A 21,119-nucleotide genomic window follows, 5' to 3' on the forward strand; every position below is an offset into this window, starting at 1 on the left:
TTCAGTTAATTTACGTTATAATTTTAAATTATCATCTACAATAACTTTTTCTCTAGAACTTTTTCTTTCAACCTCTTTACTTCTTTCTTCCCAAAATGTTAATCCTTCAATCTCCACATTTTTAGGATTAAATACTGGATCTTTCCCTTCTTTTTTCTGCCTTTCATAGTCTTTTAACACTTTTAATGCGATTTTACTTAATAATAGAATCGCGATTAAGTTTAACCATGCCATACTACCGATTCCTAAATCTCCGAGATTCCATAAAAGCGACGCTGATTCAACACTACCGATGTAAACCATAATTAAAAATCCAAATTTTAAAACTGGTTTTAACCAGCCATACTTCAATTGACGATCTAAATAAGTAAGTGTCGTTTCAGCGATATAGTAATAAGCGAGTAACGTTGTAAATGCAAAAAAGAAAATCGCAATTGAAATAAATATTGGACCAAACCCTGTTATCACAGTTTCAACTGCTTGTTGTGTATAAATTGGACCAGCTTCCACATTTCCTATATTTTGTACAATAGCGGTTTTCCCTTCAGGTATAACATTATACATACCTGTTATTAAAATCATAAGAGCTGTCGCTGTACATACGACAATTGTATCGATATATACGGAAAACGCTTGAACTAATCCTTGTTTTGCAGGATGCGATACTTCAGCAGCCGCCGAACTATACGTCGCTTCTCCGACACCAGCAACGTTTGAAAATACAGCGCGTTTTACGCCCCATGCAATAGCTGCACCAACAATTCCACCAAACATTTCATTTACACCAAATGCACTAGAGAAAATTAAAGCAAACATACTTGGAATCTCCGTTACATTCGCAATTAATATGATACATGTAACAATTACATAACCAATTGCCATAAATGGCACAAGCATTTGAGAAACAACGGCAATTCTCTTTACACCACCAAAAATAATTGCTGCTAGTAACACGACTAAAAATATACCAGTTATATATTTGCTAATACCATTAGAGTTTTCGAATCCAACTGCGATACTACTAGATTGAATACCTGGTAATAACACGCCATATGAAAGTGTTACAACTACCGCTACAATGACTGCAAACCATTTCATTTTTAAACCTCTCTCAATGAAATATGGAGTACCGCCGCGATATTCATTCCCTACTTTACTTTTGTATACTTGAGATAATGTTGATTCTACAAACGCGCTCGCTGCCCCTAACAAAGCCATTACCCACATCCAAAATACAGCTCCAGGCCCGCCGAAAGCGATCGCTGTCGCTACCCCTGCAATATTACCAATTCCAACTCTTCCTGATAAGGCTAAACAAAATGCCTGAAAAGATGATATTCCCGTCTCGGAACTCTTTCCTTCAAATAATAGTTTAATCATCTCTTTAAAATAACGAATTTGCAAAAAACGTGTTGCAATCGTGAAATATACGCCTGCCCCTAATGCAAAAACAACTAAACCGATACTCCACACTTGCCCTACTAACCATTCTACTAAATTCTCCATCCAAATCCCCCTTATCATTCTTTGGAAAAGCAATTTTGTATATAAGAAAACGGACAACTATTATCAAACTTTCTAGTTGTCCGCATCTTTCATTATTTCATCCCTCAATTTTTGTCAGTAAAACACCCTATTACTTTATATTTACCCAAACACTTTTCACTTCTGTATAATTATCAAGCGCATATGAACCTAATTCGCGGCCAATACCAGATTGTTTGTATCCACCAAATGGTGCAGCTGCATTTTCTAAGTTATAATCATTAATCCACACTGTTCCTGCTTTTAATTTATTTGCCACTTGATGACCCGTTTTGATATTTTGCGTCCATACACCCGCAGCAAGGCCATAGGATGAGTTGTTCGCTCGTTCAATTACTTCTTCTGTCGAATCAAATGGCAGAACAACAACAACTGGTCCAAATATTTCTTCCTTAACGATTGTCATATCGTCTGTAACATCTGTGAATACAGTTGGCTTAACGAAATAACCCTTTTCAAGTGCACGTTCACCACCAGCCGCAACTGTAGCGCCTTCTTTCTTCCCTTGCTCAATGTAATGTAACACACGCTCTTGTTGTTTCTTAGATACGAGTGGACCCATTTCCGTTCCTTTCTCCATACCTGCTCCAAGTTTTACGTTGTTCGCCATTTTCACAAGTGCATCTACTACAGTTTCATAATGTTTACGATGAACAAATACACGTGATCCTGCGCTACAATTTTGACCGTGATTATACATAATACCTTGGAATGCACCATTAATTGCTTCTTCCAAGTCCGCATCTTCTAAAATGATATTTGGTGATTTGCCGCCAAGCTCTAACGTTACATGCTTAATCATTTCTGCAGACTGACGCATAATATACTTTCCTGTAACAGTAGATCCTGTAAAAGCAACTTTATCAATGTCATGATGATTTACAATTGCTGCTCCTGCTTCAGGACCAAAGCCTGGTACAAAGTTTACAACACCGTTTGGAAATCCAGCCTCTTTAAAAAGTTTTGCTGTATATAGTAAAGATAAAGGCGTTTGCTCTGCTGGCTTTAATACGATCGTACAACCTGTCGCCAGTGCAGCTCCCATTTTCCAAGAAGACATAACGAGCGGAAAATTCCACGGAATAATCTGACCTACAACACCTACAGGTTCATGTCTCGTGTAATTTAAGTAATCTTTTGAAATTGGGATTGTTTGCCCAATAATTTTTGTAGCCCATCCTGCGTAATAACGATAATTTTCTACAGTTGCTGAAATATCATCATCAAGTGCTACTTGATATGGCTTTCCATTATCTAAAGCTTCTAGTTGCGCTAATTCTTCTCTATGTTCTTCAATTAAATCTGCTAATTTATAAATAAGATGCGCTCTTTCAGCAGTAGTCATTTCTGCCCACGGACCGGATTCAAATGCAGATCTTGCCGCTTTTACTGCAGCATCAATATCCTCTTCTTGCGCTTCACATACGACAGCTAGAACATCTTCTGTAGCTGGATTATACGTTTCAAACGTCTTTCCCCCAATAGCAGCAACAAATTCGCCATTAATAAACATTTTAATTTCTTCATTTAAAAACGCTTCCACTTTTGGTTTCAGCTCAATATTTGTCTTTAACATTATGTTCTCCTCCTTATTTAAACAGCTACATGAGCTGCAATATTTGATAAAATCGTTTGAAGCTTTTGATCCTCGTCAACAGTTAATCCTAGTCTTGGATAGCGAGAAGGTCCTCCCGCTTGCCCATGTAATTCCATGGAACGTTTAACGATTTGAACATATTTCCCTGATCCTTCAAGAAACTCGCAAAGTGGTAAAATAGCATCGTTTATTTCCCACGCCTTTTCTAATTCACCATTTTGAAAATGCTCATACATTTTTGTAACGAGACCGGGAACGATATTTCCTGCTACTGAAACCCATCCCGAAGCACCAACTAAATATGATTCCATAACTAAATCTTCAGAACCACAGAAGACTTGGAAAGCCCCTTCACTTTGTCTTACTAAATCTCTCGCTTTTCGAATATCTCCGCTAGATTCTTTAATATGTGTAACATTTTCACACTCTTTTCCAATACGGAGCATTAGCTTTGTACTCATATCAACACCAGAAGTAAATGGGTTATTGTATAGCATAATTGGTATATTTACAGAATTTGAGATTTCTTTAAAATGAAAATAAATCTCCTCTTCCTTCGGTTTACAATAGTAAGAGTTTATAATTAATGCACAATCCGCTCCGTGCGCTTCTGCATGTTTCGTATATTCAATTGTTTCTTTCGTCGTCTCTGCTGCAGTTCCAACAATGACTGGAATACGGCCATCAATTTCTTTCAACACGGTTTCTACCATTTTAAATCGTTCTTCTTTTGATAAACTTACAAACTCTCCTGTACTTCCATTAATGATGACACCTGCAACCTTTTGTTCGATAAAGTAATTTACATTTTGTTTTACCCCATCCCAATTAATTTCCTGAAATTCATCCATCGGTGTTATTAATACTGGAAATGCCCCTTTAATTTTTTGCATATTTATCTCTCCTTATCACATTTTATTTTAATAAGAAACCTGCCGGAAATGGATCCGTAGGGTCTAATAGAAACGTCTGCATTCCTGTAATAAATCCTCTACTTTCAAAACGGAAAATGTATCCTAGTTCCTCCTTCTTCACTTTTTCCACAGTTATAAAACTATTAAATATACTTTCATTTTTAAAAGGTTTATCCGCCATATAATCATTTTTAAATAACGCATGAACATAGGAAACGATAGTAGAAACAAAACCTGGCGAACGTACGATAAAGTTATCTTCATGAAATGTAATCGACTTTATATGGTTCTTTTCTTTTTGCGAAGGATCTACTAAAATAAGCCTTTTTATTAGCGACTGTTTTTGTATAGCCTGCAGTGTAGCTTCTCCCCATCTTTTCAATTCTGAAATGTTTTCAACACGAATTTCTGGCGAATACGCACCTTTTTCTACAACTGCATATACTTTATCTGCTTGTATGAGAGAATAACTTACATTACCAACCTGTAAATTTTCCTCAATCAAATAGCATAGTTTGCTTTCAAACGAAACCGATATAACTTCATCATTCTCTACATACGCATGAACTAAAAATATTCCAGATAACGTTTCAATTTTGTATTGATTGGACTCTCTCTTTTTTAAATACCCACTTTCGAGTAACATCGTTATTACTGCAACAATGCCTCCATAATGAAGCGGAATCGAACCTTCATGATTAAAAAATAATACAGCTGCATCCACTTCATTATGGATAGATGGAACGACAATGCACCCATTCAAACCGATAAAACCACGTGGTTCATTTAATAAAAGCTTCATCTCTTCTGCTAATTCACCTGAAAATTGTTCATTTAATTGCTCCAAACTGTAGTAGTATTTGCATGGTACGTCTTTCATTACACGAAATGCCTCGCCATTTACATGTACGTCTACTGCTGTATACATTTTTTGAATGTTCATTTTATATCCTCCGTTTCATGTTCCATCGGCGGAATTAGCAAAAATCCTTCTTTAAGTGGATCCATTTCATTGTAAAAAAATCTATGCATACCCATAAGCCAAGCTGATCCCGTAATTTTCGTTATGACAGCTTCAATATTTTCAACATGTGTCGTATTCATGACATATCCTTTAAATAAAGAACCAACGATACTCTCATGAATGAACTCTTCACCAATTTCGATTTCTTTCTGAGCGTATAATACAGCTAGCTTCGCAGATGTTCCTGTACCGCATGGAGATCGATCTATTCCGCCTGGTGGTACAACAACTGTATTTTTCACATGCGCACATTCATGAGTAGGATCTGTATAAAATTCAACATGTGTTAATCCTCTTATAAACGAATACTCTGGATGAGTGATTTCAAACTTCTCATTAATTGTGTTTCTTATATGAATCGCCTTATCGATGATTGTAGATGCATTTTCTGGTACTAATTCTAGATCTACTGATTTCGCATCAATAATGGCATAAAAATTCCCTCCATACGCAATATCAGCTTCTATAGTTCCAATGTCTTTCACTTGTACAGTAATATTTTTTAATAAAAAAGCTGGTATGTTACAGAAAGATACTTCTTTTGCTTTTCCATCTTGAACAGCAATATCTACTTCAACTAAGCCAGCCGGTGTATCTAGTTTTAAAGAAGTAATTGGTTCAACTACCGGAATTAAACCTGATTCAACTAACGCTGTACATACACCGATTGTATCGTGACCACACATCGGTAAATATCCACCTGTCTCTATGTATATAACACCTATATCAGCCTCAGGATGACACGGGTCTGTTAATAATGCCCCTGACATTACATCATGACCACGCGGTTCATTCATTAACAATTTTCGAATCCAATCATACTCCTTTTTCATATGTAACATCTTCTCTGCCATCGTCTCTCCAATCAACTTTGGAAGTCCACTAATTAATGTCCTCGTTGGATTCCCACCCGTATGTGTATCAATTGTCGTAAAGACTCTTTGTGACTTCATCCGTTTAACACCCTTTCTGTAAAACGACTCAAACGAAGTGGTTCAATAGGAATAATTGTCTCTTTTTCATTTAATAACTCTTCAATTACTTTCCCAGTAACTGCTGCAAGACTAATCCCATCCCCTTCATGCCCAGCGGCAATGAAATAATTTGGAATATGTTCCACTCGTGAAATAATCGGTAAATGATCTTCTGTCCACGGACGTAAACCAGCGTAAGAACGAATTACCATCATATCTGCCATTTTCGGATAAAAGCGAATCGCTCTATTTGCAATACATTTAATGACTTCATTGTTTATTCTCGTATGAAACCCTACAAATTCACGGCTACTTCCAATTAAGAAATTTTGACTTTCAGTAGGCTCAAATACGAGCGCAACCCCGTATTTTTCAGTTAAAGCATCTACTTTTCGTTTTCCGCCAAATTTAGAAATTAAATAACCGAATTCCATTACTTTACGGCACCCTACGTGTTGTTGCCTTGAAGCTACAATAATATGCCCTTTTCTCGGTTCAATTGGTATATTTATATTTAACATCTGACCAATCTTAGGAGCCCACACACCGGCTGCATTTACAACTTGTTGTGCTGTAAAAGTTCCATTCGTAGTTTCTACAACAAATGAACCATTCGTATCTATGTTTATACTCTTTACTTCGGTCTGTTTAAAGGCTTTTGTGCCAAACTTTTGTGCCTCTGACAGAAGCGAGAATGCAAGGAGATATGGATTCACAGTTGAATCCGTCGCACATTCTAAACCGCCTAATAAATCATCAGCAAAAAAAGGCGACTCTTCTCTTATATCTTGCCTATCAAGCATTCGAAACGGTAATCCAGCTTCTTTTTGCCGATTTACCCATTGCTGCGCAGCTTCCATCTCTTCGTCTGACTCACATACGAGAATACTTCCTGGTGCCCTATATTCAAATGAATGCTCTAATTCTTCACTTAAATCAGTTACTAATTTTTGACTTACTAAAGACATTTGACTATCAAACCCTGGGTCTTTATCAATGGCCAAAATATTCCCATCACACCGTGAAGACGTCCCGCTGACAAATTCTCCTTTTTCAATGATTGTTACATCTCTTCCGTATTTTGAAGTGTAATAAGCGATAGAACACCCTATTATTCCACCACCTATAATTAAAACGTCGCAGTGCCTCACACTATACTCCTCCTTTCCCTAAACCTCTCACTTTCTTTTATGCAATTGACGTGCCAATTCTGTACATATACAATTTTTATAAATAATATTTTTATTTGTAAAAATATTTTAAATTTATAGTAAATAGGTGTATTATTTTTTTATCACTGTCAAAATTTTTATACATAACAGGAGGACATTATGGCATTTTCATTTCCGACTATACAAGAATTTTTGGAAAGCGCTTTAATCAATCATACATGTAGCCTTGATCGCATTAAGAAAATAAACGAAAGGTTTTATTATCTCCCTTCTACTACAGAAGAATATAATTGCGCAATTATTTATGTAGATGACTCATTCACTGCATTAATTGACGCTTTTTCTTATGAATTAGCTGTTATCATCCTTAACGAAAACGATGAGCCGCTATGCTGTATAACTTCTCAGCAAATGATTCCATTTCTTTATAAGTCCTACAATGAACTACAGTCATTTTATGACACTGTAATACAAACAACTGACTCTTCTGTTACAGTCATTGATAGTAAAGAATACGTTCGAACTTGGACAGATGGCGCTGAAAAAATATTTTCAGTAAACCATAATGAGATTATTGGGCAACCGATTACTCGTTTTTTTGATTATAAAGACTTGGAAATTTTACAATCTTTACATGATGGAAAAAGCATAGTCGCTCAGTTCCATCAGCCTCGTCCCGATTTATTCGTATTAATTAATTCAAATCCAGTTTATTGTAATGATGAAATTATAGGAGCAGTCGTTTCAGAAACAGATGTTACAAATCAAGTCGCTTTAAATGAAAAACTATTTAATATGTCACATGAAATGCACCGTTTAGAACAAGAAGTGGCAAAGTATAAAGATGAATCCGATCCATTCCTTGCAATGAATGGGAAAAGTCCTGTTATACAAAGAACGATACAATTAGCTAGAAAAGTTTGTTCGGTAAAATCAACTGTTTTAATACTTGGGGAAAGCGGAGTTGGAAAAGAAGTATTTGCGAAAGCAATTCATGAAGCAAGTGAGGCAGCGAAGGCGCCTTTCATTTCGATTAACTGCGGGGCAATTCCAGAAGCGTTATTTGAAAGTGAATTATTTGGTTACGAGCGTGGGGCGTTTTCTGGAGCAAATAGTAAAGGAAAAAAAGGGAAAATTGAACTCGCGCAAGGCGGTACTTTATTTCTTGATGAAATAGGTGAAATGCCACTTGATATGCAAGTAAAACTGTTACGTGTACTGCAAGAGCGAAAGTATTACCGAGTTGGTGGTGAAAAAGAAATTAATATTGATTTCCGCATTATCGCTGCTACAAATCGTGATTTACAAGAAGAAATGAGAAAAGGAACTTTCCGAGAAGATTTATATTACCGCTTAAATGTAGTTAGCTTGCATATTCCACCGCTGCGCGAAAGACGCGAGGATATTATTGAATTAACTTATTCTTTCTTAAATGATTTTTCAATCAACTATAACCGACCAATTCGTGACCTACCTTCAAGCATTATGCATGAACTGCTTCATTACAATTGGCCAGGTAATATTCGCGAACTTCGAAACGTTGTTGAACGGCTTGTGGTATTCGCAACAGACGGAATTATAAAACAAGAATATCTACCATTTCATACGACTGAAACTTTAGACAACCATACAGCTCATTCCCTATTACTCAGCAACAATAATACAATCCTTTCTTTACAAGAAGAGATGGATGAGCATGAGAAAAAAGTTATTGAAAGGGCTTTACGAATTTTAAATGGGAATAAATTAGAATGCGCAAAACAACTTGGCGTAACAAGGGCTACTTTATATAACCGTTTAAAGAAACTTGGACTTCAATAAAGAATCATTATGCACCAATCAGGCGTTTACAGGTAGCCACCTCCTCTCTATATTGGCATGATTTTTGCTTATATAATTTGTGAAAATCGAACTAGAGGAGGAATACACATGACAAATAAAAACAACTTAATCGTTTGTCGTTGTGAAGAGGTTACATATGGGCAACTTCAATCGACAATTGCTGAATATAACTGCTCGGCAAGAGAATTAAAACTAAGAACACGTGCTGGCATGGGATTTTGCGGTGGGCGCACATGCAGAATAATGATAGATCGAATGATTGAAAATGCGAATCCTGACGTAAATCTTAATGAACTACCGTTAAAATATCAACCACCAATACGTGCAGTTACTTTTGGATCAGTAGGTGAAAGTAAATGAGTAGAATTACACATCACCCTATTTTAGGTACTTTACAAAGTAGTGAGCGTATTACCTTTCAATTTAACGGTCATCAATACGAAGCATATGAACATGAAACGATAGCTGCTGCCCTGTTAGCAAATGGAATACGGACATTAAGAGTTCATGAAGATAGCGGAACACCGCGAGGTATTTATTGTAATATCGGGCACTGTTCCGAATGCCGCGTGACAGTAAATAATCAAACAAATGTACGCGCATGCTTAACTGTTGTAGAAGAAAACATGGTTGTTGAAAGCGGGAAACAGCATCCGAATATCGTGAGAGAGATGGTGAAAAAGCGATGAGTGATGTAATTATTATAGGTGCAGGGCCAGCGGGATTATCTGCTTCTATCTCTTGTGCTCGTTTCGGACTAAAAGTGCTCGTTATTGATGAATTTATGAAGCCGGGCGGGAGATTGTTAGGACAGTTGCATCAAGAGCCTACTGGAGAATGGTGGAACGGAATAGAAGAATCGAAGCGACTTCATGAAGAAGCAGAATCACTTTCAGTACATATCAGGTGCGGTGTTTCGGTCTATAATTTAGATAGAGATGAAAACAATTGGTTTGTACATACTAATATCGGTACGTTAGAAACACCTTTCGTACTACTTGCTACTGGAGCTGCGGAATATTCTATTCCCCTTCCTGGCTGGACACTTCCAGGAGTGATGTCAATTGGAGCAGCTCAAGTTATGACAAATGTTCATCGCGTGCAAGTTGGAAAAAAAGGAATTATTATTGGTGCTAACATTTTGTCTTTCGCCATTTTAAGTGAATTGCAATTAGCGGGAATTACAGTGGATCATATTGTACTCCCTGAGAAAAGCGAGTTAAGTCAAAAAGCTGGTGAACCTGAAGAAGTTTTAAACTCTCTTTTAAATGCAGCTCACCTCGCTCCTTCTGCTTTCTTGCGAATAGGTAGCCACTTTATGAAATTTGATTGGATTCGAAAAGCTGGATTAACATTCTATCCAAACAACGGAATGAAAATAAACGGAACGCCACTTCACCTTCGGAAAGCAGCTCTTGAAATTATCGGAACAGATCAAGTTGAAGGTGTACGTATTGCTAATATTGACTCTAAAGGAAATGTTATTAATGGAACAGAGAAAATATATGAAGCAGATTTTGTATGTATTGCCGGGGGATTATACCCACTTGCCGAACTTGCAGCTGTAGCCGGTTGTCCCTTCCATTACATTTCAGAATTAGGCGGACACGTTCCTCTCCATTCTGAAACAATGGAAACTCCTCTTCCTGGTTTATTTGTAGCTGGCAATATTACAGGCATTGAAAGCGGAAAAATTGCGATGGCGCAAGGAACAGTTGCAGGTCTATCTATCGCAAAATATGCAAGTAAAAAACGTGATATAGTCGACCAACAATTATCTCACGCCATGCAAAACGTTCACTTTGTTCGTCAGAAAGCTGCAATTCAGTTTAATCCGATGGTAGATATCGGTAGACGAAAAATGAATGAAATTTGGCGTGATTATTCTTCTACATATGCACATACTAAAAAGAGCTGCTGAGATTATTCTCAACAGCTCTTTTCTCTACTCATCTGAGTTATTAAATTTCGCTAATGCGTAAATTCCTTCTTCATCATCTAATTCAAGTTGCAATCTCGCTGCGAATGGATTGACATTATATTCTCTGTCAAGCAATAAGCGTAAAGCTTCGATTAAGTTTGCTTGAATTAAAATTTGCTGGCGACCATTTACCTCTACTTCCGCAGAGAAACCGTAGTCATCATCATACATAAGTTCAACTAATACTTCTTCTGGACCCACTTGTCTTTTTTCAGCGATATATATACAAAGCGCATTTATAAGCTCTTGTTCAGAAATTTTTATTGTTTCCATGCTACTTCATCTGCCTTCTTCTTACGTTGGTCTTTGAAGTATTTAAATGCACGAACTGCTAACATTACGATACCAGCCATTACTAACATATTTACCATAAACGCTAATACAGAACCAAGAGCTCCCATATTTGCAAATAAGCTACCCATTAGTAAACCACCAAGACCACCTAGTAATAAACCTTTCATAAAGCTTCCTTTATTACTTTTTGGTGCTGTATTTGTTGCTTTCGTTTTTGAATCTGGAGTCGTTTTTTGAGAATTTACATTTGAGTCTTTTTTGTTTAAATCAACTTTTGACTTTTGACCTGAACTTGGTGTAAATGATTTTTTACCAGATTTGTAACTTTTCGCTGCCGCATGATCTACGAACATAAAGCTGCTAGCCCCAAAGATAACCATGAATGCTGTCATTACTGCTACAAGTTTTTTCAACATATTATATCCATTCTCCTTTTATATAGATATATGTGAAATCTATCTTTCTAGTAAATTCAGAATGATAGATTTGTTTTTAAGAACATTTTAAAGGTTCTTATGAACTTATTATATGAACTTTTGTCGAAATATGCAAGTATTATTTACTTCCGACAGTTTGGTGACAAAGGAAAAATTAAGCAAAACAGAATTGACTTTAAATGAAACAAAACATATTATAAGTTCATAAGAACTTTTTATTATTTTGGAGGTGAAAAGATGGAAACATTTCATCTCACACGAAACGAAATGGCTACCCTTCTTCTATCACTAAGAGGATGGAATACGAAAAAGCCTCTCGGTATTTTACAAGAAGCTTGGGCAAAGTCACATAAAAAAGATATTGAAAGCGGACAAAGCGTTACAGCTTTTATTACTACCGCACTTTCACCTATTTTTGAAAAGCTGATTAAAATTGACGATACTGATGTCGGTTTTTCTTTAAATGAAATAGTTGCGCTTGGCAATCAGATTGAAAACACAAGTTTCTCTGTAACTGCTATGCAAAACTGGGTGAAACGAGATATAAAAGAAATGATTGGCTCTCCTCAAAAGGGGAAAAAATATTCAATTGAACAAGCAGCCTTACTATTTATTGTCGAAGATTTAAAAACAGCACTTGATTTTGAATCCATTCGTAAGCTATTACGCCTTATTGTAAATGACCCAGCCGATCGAAGTGATGATTTAATCAATCCTGTTCATTTATATGTAGCATACTCTTCTCTATTTGAAGAACTCAATCAAGGGAATTGCTTACAATTAAATGCAACAGATACCGTTCATACAATTGAAAACATCGTAAAAGAAAAAGCTGATAAAATCGCAAGCAAGTTCGATCAAATTAATAACGAACAACGCGAAGCAATTCGTAACGCTATTATTATTGCGACCCTTTCTGTACATACCGCATATGTACAAATGTTAGCAAAACGTTACGTAACAGCAACTTTATTTTTACAGAACTTAGATGTGAAGCCTTAAAAAATAGGAGCAGAAATGCTTCTATTTTTTATGAGAAATTTTTAATAATCTTTTCATTAACCCTTCATGAAAACGCGGCTTATATCTTTTACTATAATAATTATGAGAGACATAAAAGAATTGAAATAGCAATCCCCTATGTAAATAAGGTATAATCTACATATAGTGAACCTTTTACGTCATTAAATAAAAGGTTTTTATACTCAAAAATTCATAAACTAGAAGGTGCAACAATGTTAAGTAGTTTTATTCATTCAGTATTAACGTTTTTTGAAGGATTAGGTTATTGGGGCATTATGCTTGGACTTATGATTGAAATTATCCCAAGTGAAATTGTCCTTGCTTATGCAGGATACTTAGTATTCAATGGAAGTATCTCATTTATAGGCGCTGTTGTATTCGGTACAATTGGCGGTGTTATTGCTCAAATCTTTATTTATTGGCTTGGACGATACGGCGGACGCCCTATATTAGAACGTTACGGAAAATATATTTTCATACATAAAAAACAAATAGATGCTGCAGAAGATTGGTTTAATCGTTACGGAACTGGCGTCATTTTTACAGCACGCTTCATTCCAGTAGTGCGTCATGCGATTTCAATTCCTGCTGGTATTACAAAAATGCCATTACTACGTTTCACTACATTAACAGCACTTGCGATTATCCCTTGGTCTATTATTTTCATTTATTTAGGTGAAAAACTAGGTGAAAATTGGGAGAATATAAATGATATTGCTGGTCCGTATGTGAAATCATTCGCAATTGGTGGCGTCGTACTTATACTTTTATACTTCGTTATAAAAAAATGGACAAAAAAGCGTAAAAATCTCGCTTAAGAATATAATAAAAACCGCTATAAATTCATTCGGAATTATAGCGGTTTTTTATTTATATATGAATTAATCTTCAGGAATTATATAATACCTTTCCATCTACATTTACATGGATAAGCAACCATTTGATCATTTCTTTCGTATATTATCTCAAAAAGGAGTGACTCCCCTATGCATTGGCAGCAAAAAATACCGTACTTAATCGGACGCCCTATCGGCATTTCCTTCATAAATGGGCAAGGAACTTCTGGTGTATTATGTTCAGCGCATGATGGTCAATTATATGTGTATGAATACCTTTATCAAGCTCAGTTTGCAATGAAACATTATGATTATAGACAGATTCAAGATATACATGCATTCCCAAATTGTCCTCACCAAAATCCTCTATACTAAAAAAATCGGAACGGCTCATAGCCATTCCGATTTCTATACTTTATTTCTCAGAATAAAATTTCTGCACTGCTTCATCAAAATAAATCCAACCTTTCCAGCCCAAATGAATCGTATCTTTTAAGAAATACTTATCATATTCATGACCAGAGAAATCAATTACTGGATATCCTGCTTTCTCAACCTGTTCTCGAACTTTTTTATAATACACTTCACGGCGTTCTTTCGGGAAGCCAGTATAATCATACCAAGGCCCATTTACAGGTACAGAAATAAAGAGTGGTTTGACATTTTTCTCTTTAAATAACTCTAAAATAATTTGTAAATCATCGTATTCTGGTGATTCATCATATGTTTCATTTGCTCTAAAGTTTTTTAAACCTTTTAGTTTTTTCTTCAGATTATTCTTATGATAATACGGATTTTCAATTCCGAATGTATTTGTAGTAGATTCAGCTTTCCCTTCTTGTTCTGCGTGTTTACGTGCGTCTTCCCAAGAAATTGAACGAAGTCTGATATTTGTTTTCTCCTTCATCGGTTCGATTTTAAATAAAGAGTTAAATATATCTCTATGATCTAAAATATTTCGATGCATATAAGCAAGTGGTTTAACTAAACCTGCTTTTATGTTATGTTTCGTATCATTATATACAATACCTTCTAATGAATTTTTTAATATATCATCTTCTTGAACAACTTTATAATCTAATAGCCGTTTCGCGATTTGCTTTTTCATTTCTGGATTTATCTTATCATTAAAAATAAAATGATATGCTTGTTGTTTGGAGAAATTATTAGTGAAATCCCCTTGTGAGACACCAGTCTTTGTAAACCATTGTGGTGAAAGAACAAAGACTACTTTTTTACCTTCTAATTCATCCATAGTAGATGTCATATTTAAAATATGAGCTAAACTTTGTGTACCGCCAGTTCCAATTAAAAACGGTGTAAAACCAGCTGGATTTACTTTGAAATAATTAGACGGATGATATGCATCCATTCGTAAAAATTCTGATGAACCGTACATCGGTAAATACTGTGAATTCTCTAACATTTTTTGCTGTAAGAAAACACTTTGTAATTTCTCTTTTTGTAAAGAAGTTGCCGCATCTTCTACCTTCTTATCACTAATAAGCGATACTAAACTTTTCGATGGGATTAGAATGATAATGAAAAAAAGCACACATGCTAAAATTATAGGACCAAAAGCATGCTTCATTTTCATCTTCTGTCCCTCTTTCTATCGTTATTAAATTGTAACCCTTGTTTTTGACACGTCATCTTTTCTCTCCTTTGTCTCTATACATGTTCCATTCTATTTATCTATTATATACATGTATGTATTTCCTTCCTTGTTCTATTAAGCCCTATATAAATAGCGCAAGAAAATGTTTCCATAGAAACATGTTAATTATACAAGATTCTACATAAATTTCACACTGGAATTTTAGTAATAATTTTATTTTTTAACAATAAAAAAACATATGAAATGTCTAGAATTCTTCGGATGATGTATGAAGTTCAAAATATGATAATAAACGCCCGCTATGATTAACTTCATGAGTATATATAAACCCGAGCTTTCGTAAAAGTTTTTTCGAGCTCTCATTTGCTACTTTAACTCTAGCAATTATTCTTGTTACATTCAAAGTCTCTATTGCATATTTAATGGAAGCCTCTGCTGCTTCTAATGCATACCCATTCCTCCAATGTTCTGGGTCAAGGAGATACATAATTTCTATTGCACCTGTTTCATCTACCTTTCTTAAACCACAATGTCCTAAAAGCTTTCCTGTTTCACTATTAAATAACAACCATACCCCGAAGTCATACTGTTCCCAATGTAAGATAAGTTGCCCAATATAATCATTTGTTTCTTCCTTCGACATTCCTCTTGATTTAGCCAACCATTTGCCAACAGTATCTTTTTTTAATATGTTATAAAACTGATTAATATCTTCTACAATTGGTTTCCTCATAAATAATCTTTTTGTATAAATTACTTTCTCTTCTTCAAACATAGACATCATTTCCCCTCCAAATACTGTTTACAGACTAATAAATTATACCATGAACTATTTTTCTAACTTTAAATAAGAAAAACAGACTATCACATACATGAAGTCTGTTTCTCCATTCTTTTATTTTTGTACATCTGCCCATTTTAAACTTGTAGCTGGACCAAATTGATGTACATATAAATCTTTCACATATGGTTTTTGTAAGTAAGATAATCCGCGCTGGAATACCGGTGCAATTACTGCATCATCAAGTAGCATTTTTTCAGCTTCTTGCATTGCTTTCCAGCGAGCCTTTTCATCATTACCTAATTCTGTTTTAATCTTCTTAATTAACGCATCATATTCTGGGTTTGCATATTCTGTATTATTGACGCTACTTCCAGAAAGGAATACTTCTAAGTAAGTCATTGGATCTGGATAATCTGGTAACCAGCGTGATAACGACATTTCATATTCTTTCTTCTTCTCAAGTGATAATTTTTGCGTATGTGGTTGTAATTTCACATTCACTTTTAATCCTGGTAAGTTTTTCTCAAGCTGCTCTTTAATGTACTCTCCAACTTTTTTAAAGTTTTCCAAGTCATAATTTAATAGTTCTAACGTCACTTCATCTGTACCTGTTTCTTGCTTTGCCTTTTCCCAATATTCTTTCGCTTTTTTTACATCAGTTTTATTAAACTCACCTGCCGTACTTCTAAAATCTTTTTTATCTGGTCCCTTTAAAAATCCTTTTGGTACGTAATAGTTTGCTGCAACCGATCCATCATTTAAAAATGAATCTGCGAGTCCCTTCTTATCAAAAACTGTACTTAGCGCAAGACGTGCATTTTTATTTTTAAGAATCGGTACATTTTCATTAAATCGGAAGAAGTACATAACTGGATCTGTATATTGTTTTAGCCCTTTATTATTTTTATATTTATCTACGAATTCTGTAGAAATAACAGCTCTATCAACTTTATCTGTTTCATATAAATTTACCGCAGTTGAAATTTCTTTTACAATTTGATAGTTTACTTCATCTAACTTCACTTCTTTTTTATCCCAATACTTATCGTTTTTCTTCATTGTAAAGCTAGCTTCATGCTTCCACTCTGATAATGTAAACGGTCCATTATATACCGCTTTATTTGCTTCTAATCCATATTTATCACCTTGCTCTTTCGCATATTTTTCGTTAATTGGATAGAAGGATGGTAAAATTAATAATTTCGTAAAATACGGTACAGGATGTTCTAGCTCTACGACGAATGTTTTATCATCCTTCGCTTTTACTCCTAATTCATCTAGACCTAGTTGTTTTTTATTTATCTTCTCAGCATTTTTTACATCGTACGCAATGTATGCATATTGAGAAGCAGTATCTGGATTTATCAATTGCTTCCAAGCGTATACGTAATCATGAGCGGTTACTGGCTCTCCGTTAGACCATTTCGCATCACGTAATTGGAATGTATATGTTTTTCCATCTTTACTCACTTCATATTTTTGTGCGCCGGCTTCAATTACTTCATCATTTTTCGATAGACGGAATAGTCCTTCCATTACGTTATTCAAAACGTTAAACGAGACTGCATCTGTTACTCTCCCTGAATTTAACGACGGAATTTCACCTGTTTCTAGTAACTGTAATACTTTCTTCTCATCTTTCGGCTTTGTTGCAGTTTTTTCTTTTGCGCAACCAACTAAAAATAAAGAAACTAATAGAGTACTAACTAATGAGTAACGAATAACTTTTTTCATTTAAAAACCCCCTTCTATTTTTAAGGTAAGTAACGACGAGCACCAGCGTATTCTTCTATATATCCTGGTGTATTTAGCGGTATAATCTCTACCGACCTTTCAGCTCTTGGTGAGTGAATCATATTGCCATCACCAATATACATTGCAACGTGATGGACACTACCTTTCCCTTGATCATGTGCAAAGAAAATTAAATCTCCTTTTTGTAGATTTTCTTTATCAACTGCAACCCCTGCTCTTGATTGCGGTCCAGAATCTCGCGGAATTGTAATGCCGTGCGATTTATAGATCGTATGTGTGAAGCCAGAGCAATCAAATCCAAAACCACTTGTACCAGCCCATATATACGGTAAGCCTAAAAACATTTTCCCTGTGTTAATTAAATCATTGGCCGCCGGAGTTGGAATATCAGTTTGAGATCGGTAAACTGTTCCATCATTTTTTCGTAGCCATGCTTTTTGACCGTTTGGCAACAATACACGGTATGAAATTGTGTCTTCACTTAATAGCGGCAGTCTTGTATTATAACTGACTTCAAGTGATTTATGTTTTTCAGAAGGATTTATATATAAAATCGCTGTTGGTTTAGTTATTAAGACAAAAGGTTCATTTGTTTTATCTGCAAATTCTTGATTATATGTTAATTGTTTTTCAGGCATCCAGCCCGGATAACCTTCTTCATTTCGTGGTGTTGGCTGTCCATGCACTAATACCTTCACCCATTCACCTTTCTTATCAATAACAGTTACTTCTTGACCGAGTAAAGCTTGTGTTGCTAATTTATTTGCATTTGTTAACCATAGTTTCTCGTCAAGTGTCATTGATTTCGTCCATTTCCATAGATCCACTGGATTTGTTGCACTCGGTGTATCGATTGGTCTTAATGAATCAGGTGCTGTCCATAACGTTGCAGCAGATACATCTATAAATGCTTTATTATCCTTCTTTTCTTCAGCATTTGCCGATGTAAACGATGAAAATATAAATAAAGTTGTTAAAAATGCAGTTCCTACTTTTTTCATATATATCCCCCTTAAAAGATAGTTTACTTGTCTCTTCTCCTAAGATTTACTATTCACTGTCGATTGAAGGTTTACCTTTGATCCAGAATAAGTCATTCCTTCTGGCTCTTCCATTAACCAAAGCGGTGCATCAAGATCAAAATAATGAATATTAGGATGCGCTGCCGCTAAATGCGCAACAGCACTAACGGAAAGTGAAGACTCCATCATGCTGCCCACCATACACTTCACACCAGCTGTTTCTGCGATATCAGCAATACGCCATGCTTCACGTATGCCACCACATTTCATTAATTTAATATTAATGAAATCTGCATATCTTCCTTGAACGAGCTTTAATGCGTCACTTGCTGAAAATATACTTTCATCGGCCATAATTGGCGTTTGCACACGATCTTTGACGTACTTTAACCCATCCCAATCTTTCGCGTGTACTGGTTGTTCAATAAATTCTATATTTAAATTACGATTTTCCATCTCTTGAATGATAGAAACCGCTTCTTTTGGACTCCAACCTTGATTCGCATCTAAACGTAATGTCGTATTTCTTGGTACCACATTTCGAATTGCCTCAATACGTTCCAAATCTAAATGCGCCTCTTTACCCACTTTAATCTTTAATATTTGAAATCCTTTTTCTATATGTTTCTTCGCTTCTTTTGCCATTAATACAGGCTCATCCACACTCACTGTAATATCGGTATGAATTTCTTTCTTCCCGCCTAACAATGCATATAACGGCACATTTTGATATTGGCAATATACATCATATAAAGCGATATCTACCGCTGCTTTCGCACTTGAATTTCCAATACAACTCATTTGAATGCGCTGTAGTAACTGCTGAAATTGAATGATATTTTGACCAATTAAACATGAACGCATCGGCCCTAAAATCGCTTCTTCCATTCCGCTGGTGAAATCCCCCGTAATAACTGGCGTTGCGGCTGCAGCCCCCTTACCAATCACTCCTTCGTCTGTATGAATATAAACATCTATACTTTCAATTTCGGTTACAGTACGAAGCGCGGTTTTAAACGGTGTATGCAGTTTTACACGTCTACGATTTACTTTTACATCTGTAATTTTCATTTTGTTCATCCTTTCGTTCTCCAATGAAGTGAAATTTTAATCCACCGGAGATTTATACCCACGGATTATTAGGTAAACCCATTGGGCATTTACTCTCCTATCTCTCTACTTTATTTTCGTTTACTTTTAATGTAGGACGATAATGTGAAATAAAAAAATCCAGCCATAAGAATGATTCTTACGGCTGGATTTTGTCTATGATTGAGTAGACAAAGCAGCAAGCTGATTATATTTTTTCTGTGCATCTTTTAGCGCTACAAGTAACGCTTTTTGAGAAGAACCGAAATATCGGTTCTTTACTTCCATTACTAACGCCGGGTCATTTATATTTTTATGTAGAAATAAATATTTAACAAATTGAGATGTTAATGCAATTGTCGCTGAGCAGTCTGCATCTACAATTTCCCCTGTATCCTTAACAAGGATAAATGCTACGAAATAGCTTTTAAACTTTTCAGTAATGGGATTATTTTGAGGTGCTTTCGCATCCCCTACGATATAAATTGTATTTGAAGCGTACACAGCTATCTTCCTTTCTTATACGAGGATAACGGGTTTCTTAATAGTCGTATGAGCGAGGAACTCAACGTTGATTAAAAAATGTATCCGCTTACCTTGTATTATAATATAATTGACAGAATTTTAACAACATTTATTTTAGTGTATATTCCATATTTATGAAAACAGCTTAAACTCTTCATTTTTACAATATGTGATTGTTCCTTGTACCATGACATTCATACATAAAAAACTGCACCTCCAATTGTTAGACGCTGCCTAACAATTGGAGGTGCAGTTCAATGGCTAACTGTTTTTTTATTACTTTGGCATCACAAATATAGTTTCATTTGACTTAGAAAATTGATACTCTTTTCTCGCTAACTTCAAAATTTCTTCCTCATCGTCTGTTAAATTTTCTATGTTAGTCTTTAAAGAATCTTTATCTTTCTTTAAAGATACTAATTGTTTCTTTTGATCCGTAATCGTATCTTTCTTTTTATCAATTACTTCTTGTTGTTTCGTTAAAATATATTGAACGTACAGAGTAGTTGCTGCAATAAAAAGGACCATTAAAATAAGACGCCTTAACTTCTTTTTATTTATCTTACGCTTGTCACTAGGTTGTGATGATTGTTCTGGTATATTAGGAACATTTACTCGTTTGAGTTTCCTCATTCAAATCCCCCTAACCCATATTTTTCACTACCATCGGCACGTTTTCTTACTAAA

Annotated in this window: 22 protein-coding genes; 7 read left to right on the plus strand and 15 right to left on the minus strand. The window is 35.3% G+C overall.

What is annotated here, in order from left to right:
- Positions 1 to 15: 15 nt before the first annotated feature.
- The 6 genes from ACUL40_RS06150 to ACUL40_RS06175 form a co-directional block, all read right to left on the minus strand.
- Positions 16 to 1,506, minus strand: coding sequence for an alanine/glycine:cation symporter family protein (locus ACUL40_RS06150; protein ID WP_142408772.1), 1,491 nt, complete (start codon positions 1,504 to 1,506; stop codon positions 16 to 18).
- Positions 1,507 to 1,636: 130 nt separating this feature from the next.
- Positions 1,637 to 3,121 (minus strand): aldehyde dehydrogenase family protein, encoded by a 1,485-nt coding sequence (locus tag ACUL40_RS06155; RefSeq protein ID WP_000920973.1) that lies wholly within the window; start codon positions 3,119 to 3,121, stop codon positions 1,637 to 1,639.
- Positions 3,122 to 3,138: 17 nt separating this feature from the next.
- Entirely contained in the window at positions 3,139 to 4,035 is an 897-nt protein-coding gene (dapA, locus tag ACUL40_RS06160) for a 4-hydroxy-tetrahydrodipicolinate synthase (RefSeq protein WP_001169456.1), read from the minus strand.
- 22 nt (positions 4,036 to 4,057) lie between these two features.
- Positions 4,058 to 4,999 (minus strand): proline racemase family protein, encoded by a 942-nt coding sequence (locus ACUL40_RS06165; protein WP_001025560.1) that lies wholly within the window; start codon positions 4,997 to 4,999, stop codon positions 4,058 to 4,060.
- Positions 4,996 to 6,033 (minus strand): proline racemase family protein, encoded by a 1,038-nt coding sequence (locus ACUL40_RS06170; RefSeq protein WP_000842048.1) that lies wholly within the window; start codon positions 6,031 to 6,033, stop codon positions 4,996 to 4,998. The genes ACUL40_RS06165 and ACUL40_RS06170 overlap by 4 nt, the downstream gene beginning before the upstream one ends.
- The gene (locus ACUL40_RS06175; RefSeq protein WP_001215261.1) at positions 6,030 to 7,205 is read right to left on the minus strand and encodes an NAD(P)/FAD-dependent oxidoreductase; all 1,176 of its coding nucleotides are present in this window, start codon (positions 7,203 to 7,205) and stop codon (positions 6,030 to 6,032) included. Before ACUL40_RS06175 ends, ACUL40_RS06170 begins: the two co-directional genes overlap by 4 nt.
- Before the next feature lie 180 nt (positions 7,206 to 7,385).
- Here ACUL40_RS06175 and ACUL40_RS06180 point away from each other — a divergent pair, with 180 nt between their 5' ends.
- The 4 genes from ACUL40_RS06180 (at position 7,386) to ACUL40_RS06195 (ending at position 10,989) form a co-directional block, all read left to right on the plus strand.
- Entirely contained in the window at positions 7,386 to 9,047 is a 1,662-nt protein-coding gene (locus ACUL40_RS06180) for a sigma-54 interaction domain-containing protein (RefSeq protein ID WP_000885732.1), read from the plus strand.
- A gap of 108 nt (positions 9,048 to 9,155) precedes the next feature.
- A complete protein-coding gene (locus tag ACUL40_RS06185; RefSeq protein ID WP_000182617.1) occupies positions 9,156 to 9,428 on the plus strand; it encodes a (2Fe-2S)-binding protein in 273 nt (90 codons plus the stop codon).
- Positions 9,425 to 9,757 (plus strand): (2Fe-2S)-binding protein, encoded by a 333-nt coding sequence (locus ACUL40_RS06190; RefSeq protein ID WP_000087065.1) that lies wholly within the window; start codon positions 9,425 to 9,427, stop codon positions 9,755 to 9,757. Before ACUL40_RS06185 ends, ACUL40_RS06190 begins: the two co-directional genes overlap by 4 nt.
- On the plus strand, positions 9,754 to 10,989 hold the full coding sequence (locus ACUL40_RS06195) for an NAD(P)/FAD-dependent oxidoreductase (protein WP_001286095.1): 1,236 nt from the start codon (positions 9,754 to 9,756) through the stop codon (positions 10,987 to 10,989). Before ACUL40_RS06190 ends, ACUL40_RS06195 begins: the two co-directional genes overlap by 4 nt.
- Before the next feature lie 24 nt (positions 10,990 to 11,013).
- Here ACUL40_RS06195 and ACUL40_RS06200 read toward each other — a convergent pair whose 3' ends face one another.
- Together ACUL40_RS06200 and ACUL40_RS06205 are read right to left on the minus strand one after the other, a co-directional pair.
- Positions 11,014 to 11,322: a YxcD family protein gene (locus ACUL40_RS06200; protein ID WP_000447747.1), complete on the minus strand. Its 309-nt coding sequence runs from the start codon at positions 11,320 to 11,322 to the stop codon at positions 11,014 to 11,016.
- On the minus strand, positions 11,310 to 11,759 hold the full coding sequence (locus ACUL40_RS06205; RefSeq protein WP_000914478.1) for a hypothetical protein: 450 nt from the start codon (positions 11,757 to 11,759) through the stop codon (positions 11,310 to 11,312). Before ACUL40_RS06205 ends, ACUL40_RS06200 begins: the two co-directional genes overlap by 13 nt.
- Positions 11,760 to 12,017: 258 nt before the next feature.
- Here ACUL40_RS06205 and ACUL40_RS06210 point away from each other — a divergent pair, with 258 nt between their 5' ends.
- The 3 genes from ACUL40_RS06210 (at position 12,018) to ACUL40_RS06220 (ending at position 14,014) form a co-directional block, all read left to right on the plus strand.
- Positions 12,018 to 12,782 (plus strand): DUF1836 domain-containing protein, encoded by a 765-nt coding sequence (locus tag ACUL40_RS06210; protein ID WP_000447231.1) that lies wholly within the window; start codon positions 12,018 to 12,020, stop codon positions 12,780 to 12,782.
- 233 nt (positions 12,783 to 13,015) lie between these two features.
- Positions 13,016 to 13,621, plus strand: coding sequence for a DedA family protein (locus tag ACUL40_RS06215; RefSeq protein WP_000952913.1), 606 nt, complete (start codon positions 13,016 to 13,018; stop codon positions 13,619 to 13,621).
- A gap of 168 nt (positions 13,622 to 13,789) precedes the next feature.
- The gene (locus ACUL40_RS06220; RefSeq protein WP_000558689.1) at positions 13,790 to 14,014 is read left to right on the plus strand and encodes a hypothetical protein; all 225 of its coding nucleotides are present in this window, start codon (positions 13,790 to 13,792) and stop codon (positions 14,012 to 14,014) included.
- A gap of 40 nt (positions 14,015 to 14,054) precedes the next feature.
- On the opposite strand, the gene dltD is transcribed toward ACUL40_RS06220, so the two are convergent.
- From dltD to ACUL40_RS06255, 7 genes are all read right to left on the minus strand, one after another.
- Positions 14,055 to 15,236, minus strand: a complete 1,182-nt coding sequence (gene dltD, locus ACUL40_RS06225) for a D-alanyl-lipoteichoic acid biosynthesis protein DltD (protein WP_048538300.1) — start codon at positions 15,234 to 15,236, stop codon at positions 14,055 to 14,057.
- A gap of 268 nt (positions 15,237 to 15,504) precedes the next feature.
- Positions 15,505 to 16,038 (minus strand): GNAT family N-acetyltransferase, encoded by a 534-nt coding sequence (locus ACUL40_RS06230; protein WP_000061617.1) that lies wholly within the window; start codon positions 16,036 to 16,038, stop codon positions 15,505 to 15,507.
- A gap of 114 nt (positions 16,039 to 16,152) precedes the next feature.
- Positions 16,153 to 17,775, minus strand: coding sequence for a peptide ABC transporter substrate-binding protein (locus tag ACUL40_RS06235; RefSeq protein ID WP_445422885.1), 1,623 nt, complete (start codon positions 17,773 to 17,775; stop codon positions 16,153 to 16,155).
- A gap of 20 nt (positions 17,776 to 17,795) precedes the next feature.
- A complete protein-coding gene (locus ACUL40_RS06240; RefSeq protein ID WP_445422886.1) occupies positions 17,796 to 18,797 on the minus strand; it encodes a C40 family peptidase in 1,002 nt (333 codons plus the stop codon).
- 39 nt (positions 18,798 to 18,836) lie between these two features.
- Positions 18,837 to 19,898 carry a dipeptide epimerase gene (locus ACUL40_RS06245; RefSeq protein WP_053082644.1) on the minus strand — a complete coding sequence of 354 codons (1,062 nt, stop codon included), beginning with the start codon at positions 19,896 to 19,898 and terminating at the stop codon, positions 18,837 to 18,839.
- A gap of 186 nt (positions 19,899 to 20,084) precedes the next feature.
- A complete protein-coding gene (locus ACUL40_RS06250) occupies positions 20,085 to 20,411 on the minus strand; it encodes a DUF3870 domain-containing protein (protein WP_000271313.1) in 327 nt (108 codons plus the stop codon).
- Positions 20,412 to 20,708: 297 nt separating this feature from the next.
- Positions 20,709 to 21,065 (minus strand): FtsB family cell division protein, encoded by a 357-nt coding sequence (locus ACUL40_RS06255; RefSeq protein ID WP_001228738.1) that lies wholly within the window; start codon positions 21,063 to 21,065, stop codon positions 20,709 to 20,711.
- Positions 21,066 to 21,119: the final 54 nt, after the last annotated feature.

Source organism: Bacillus sp. KNSH39 (assembly GCF_052656585.1).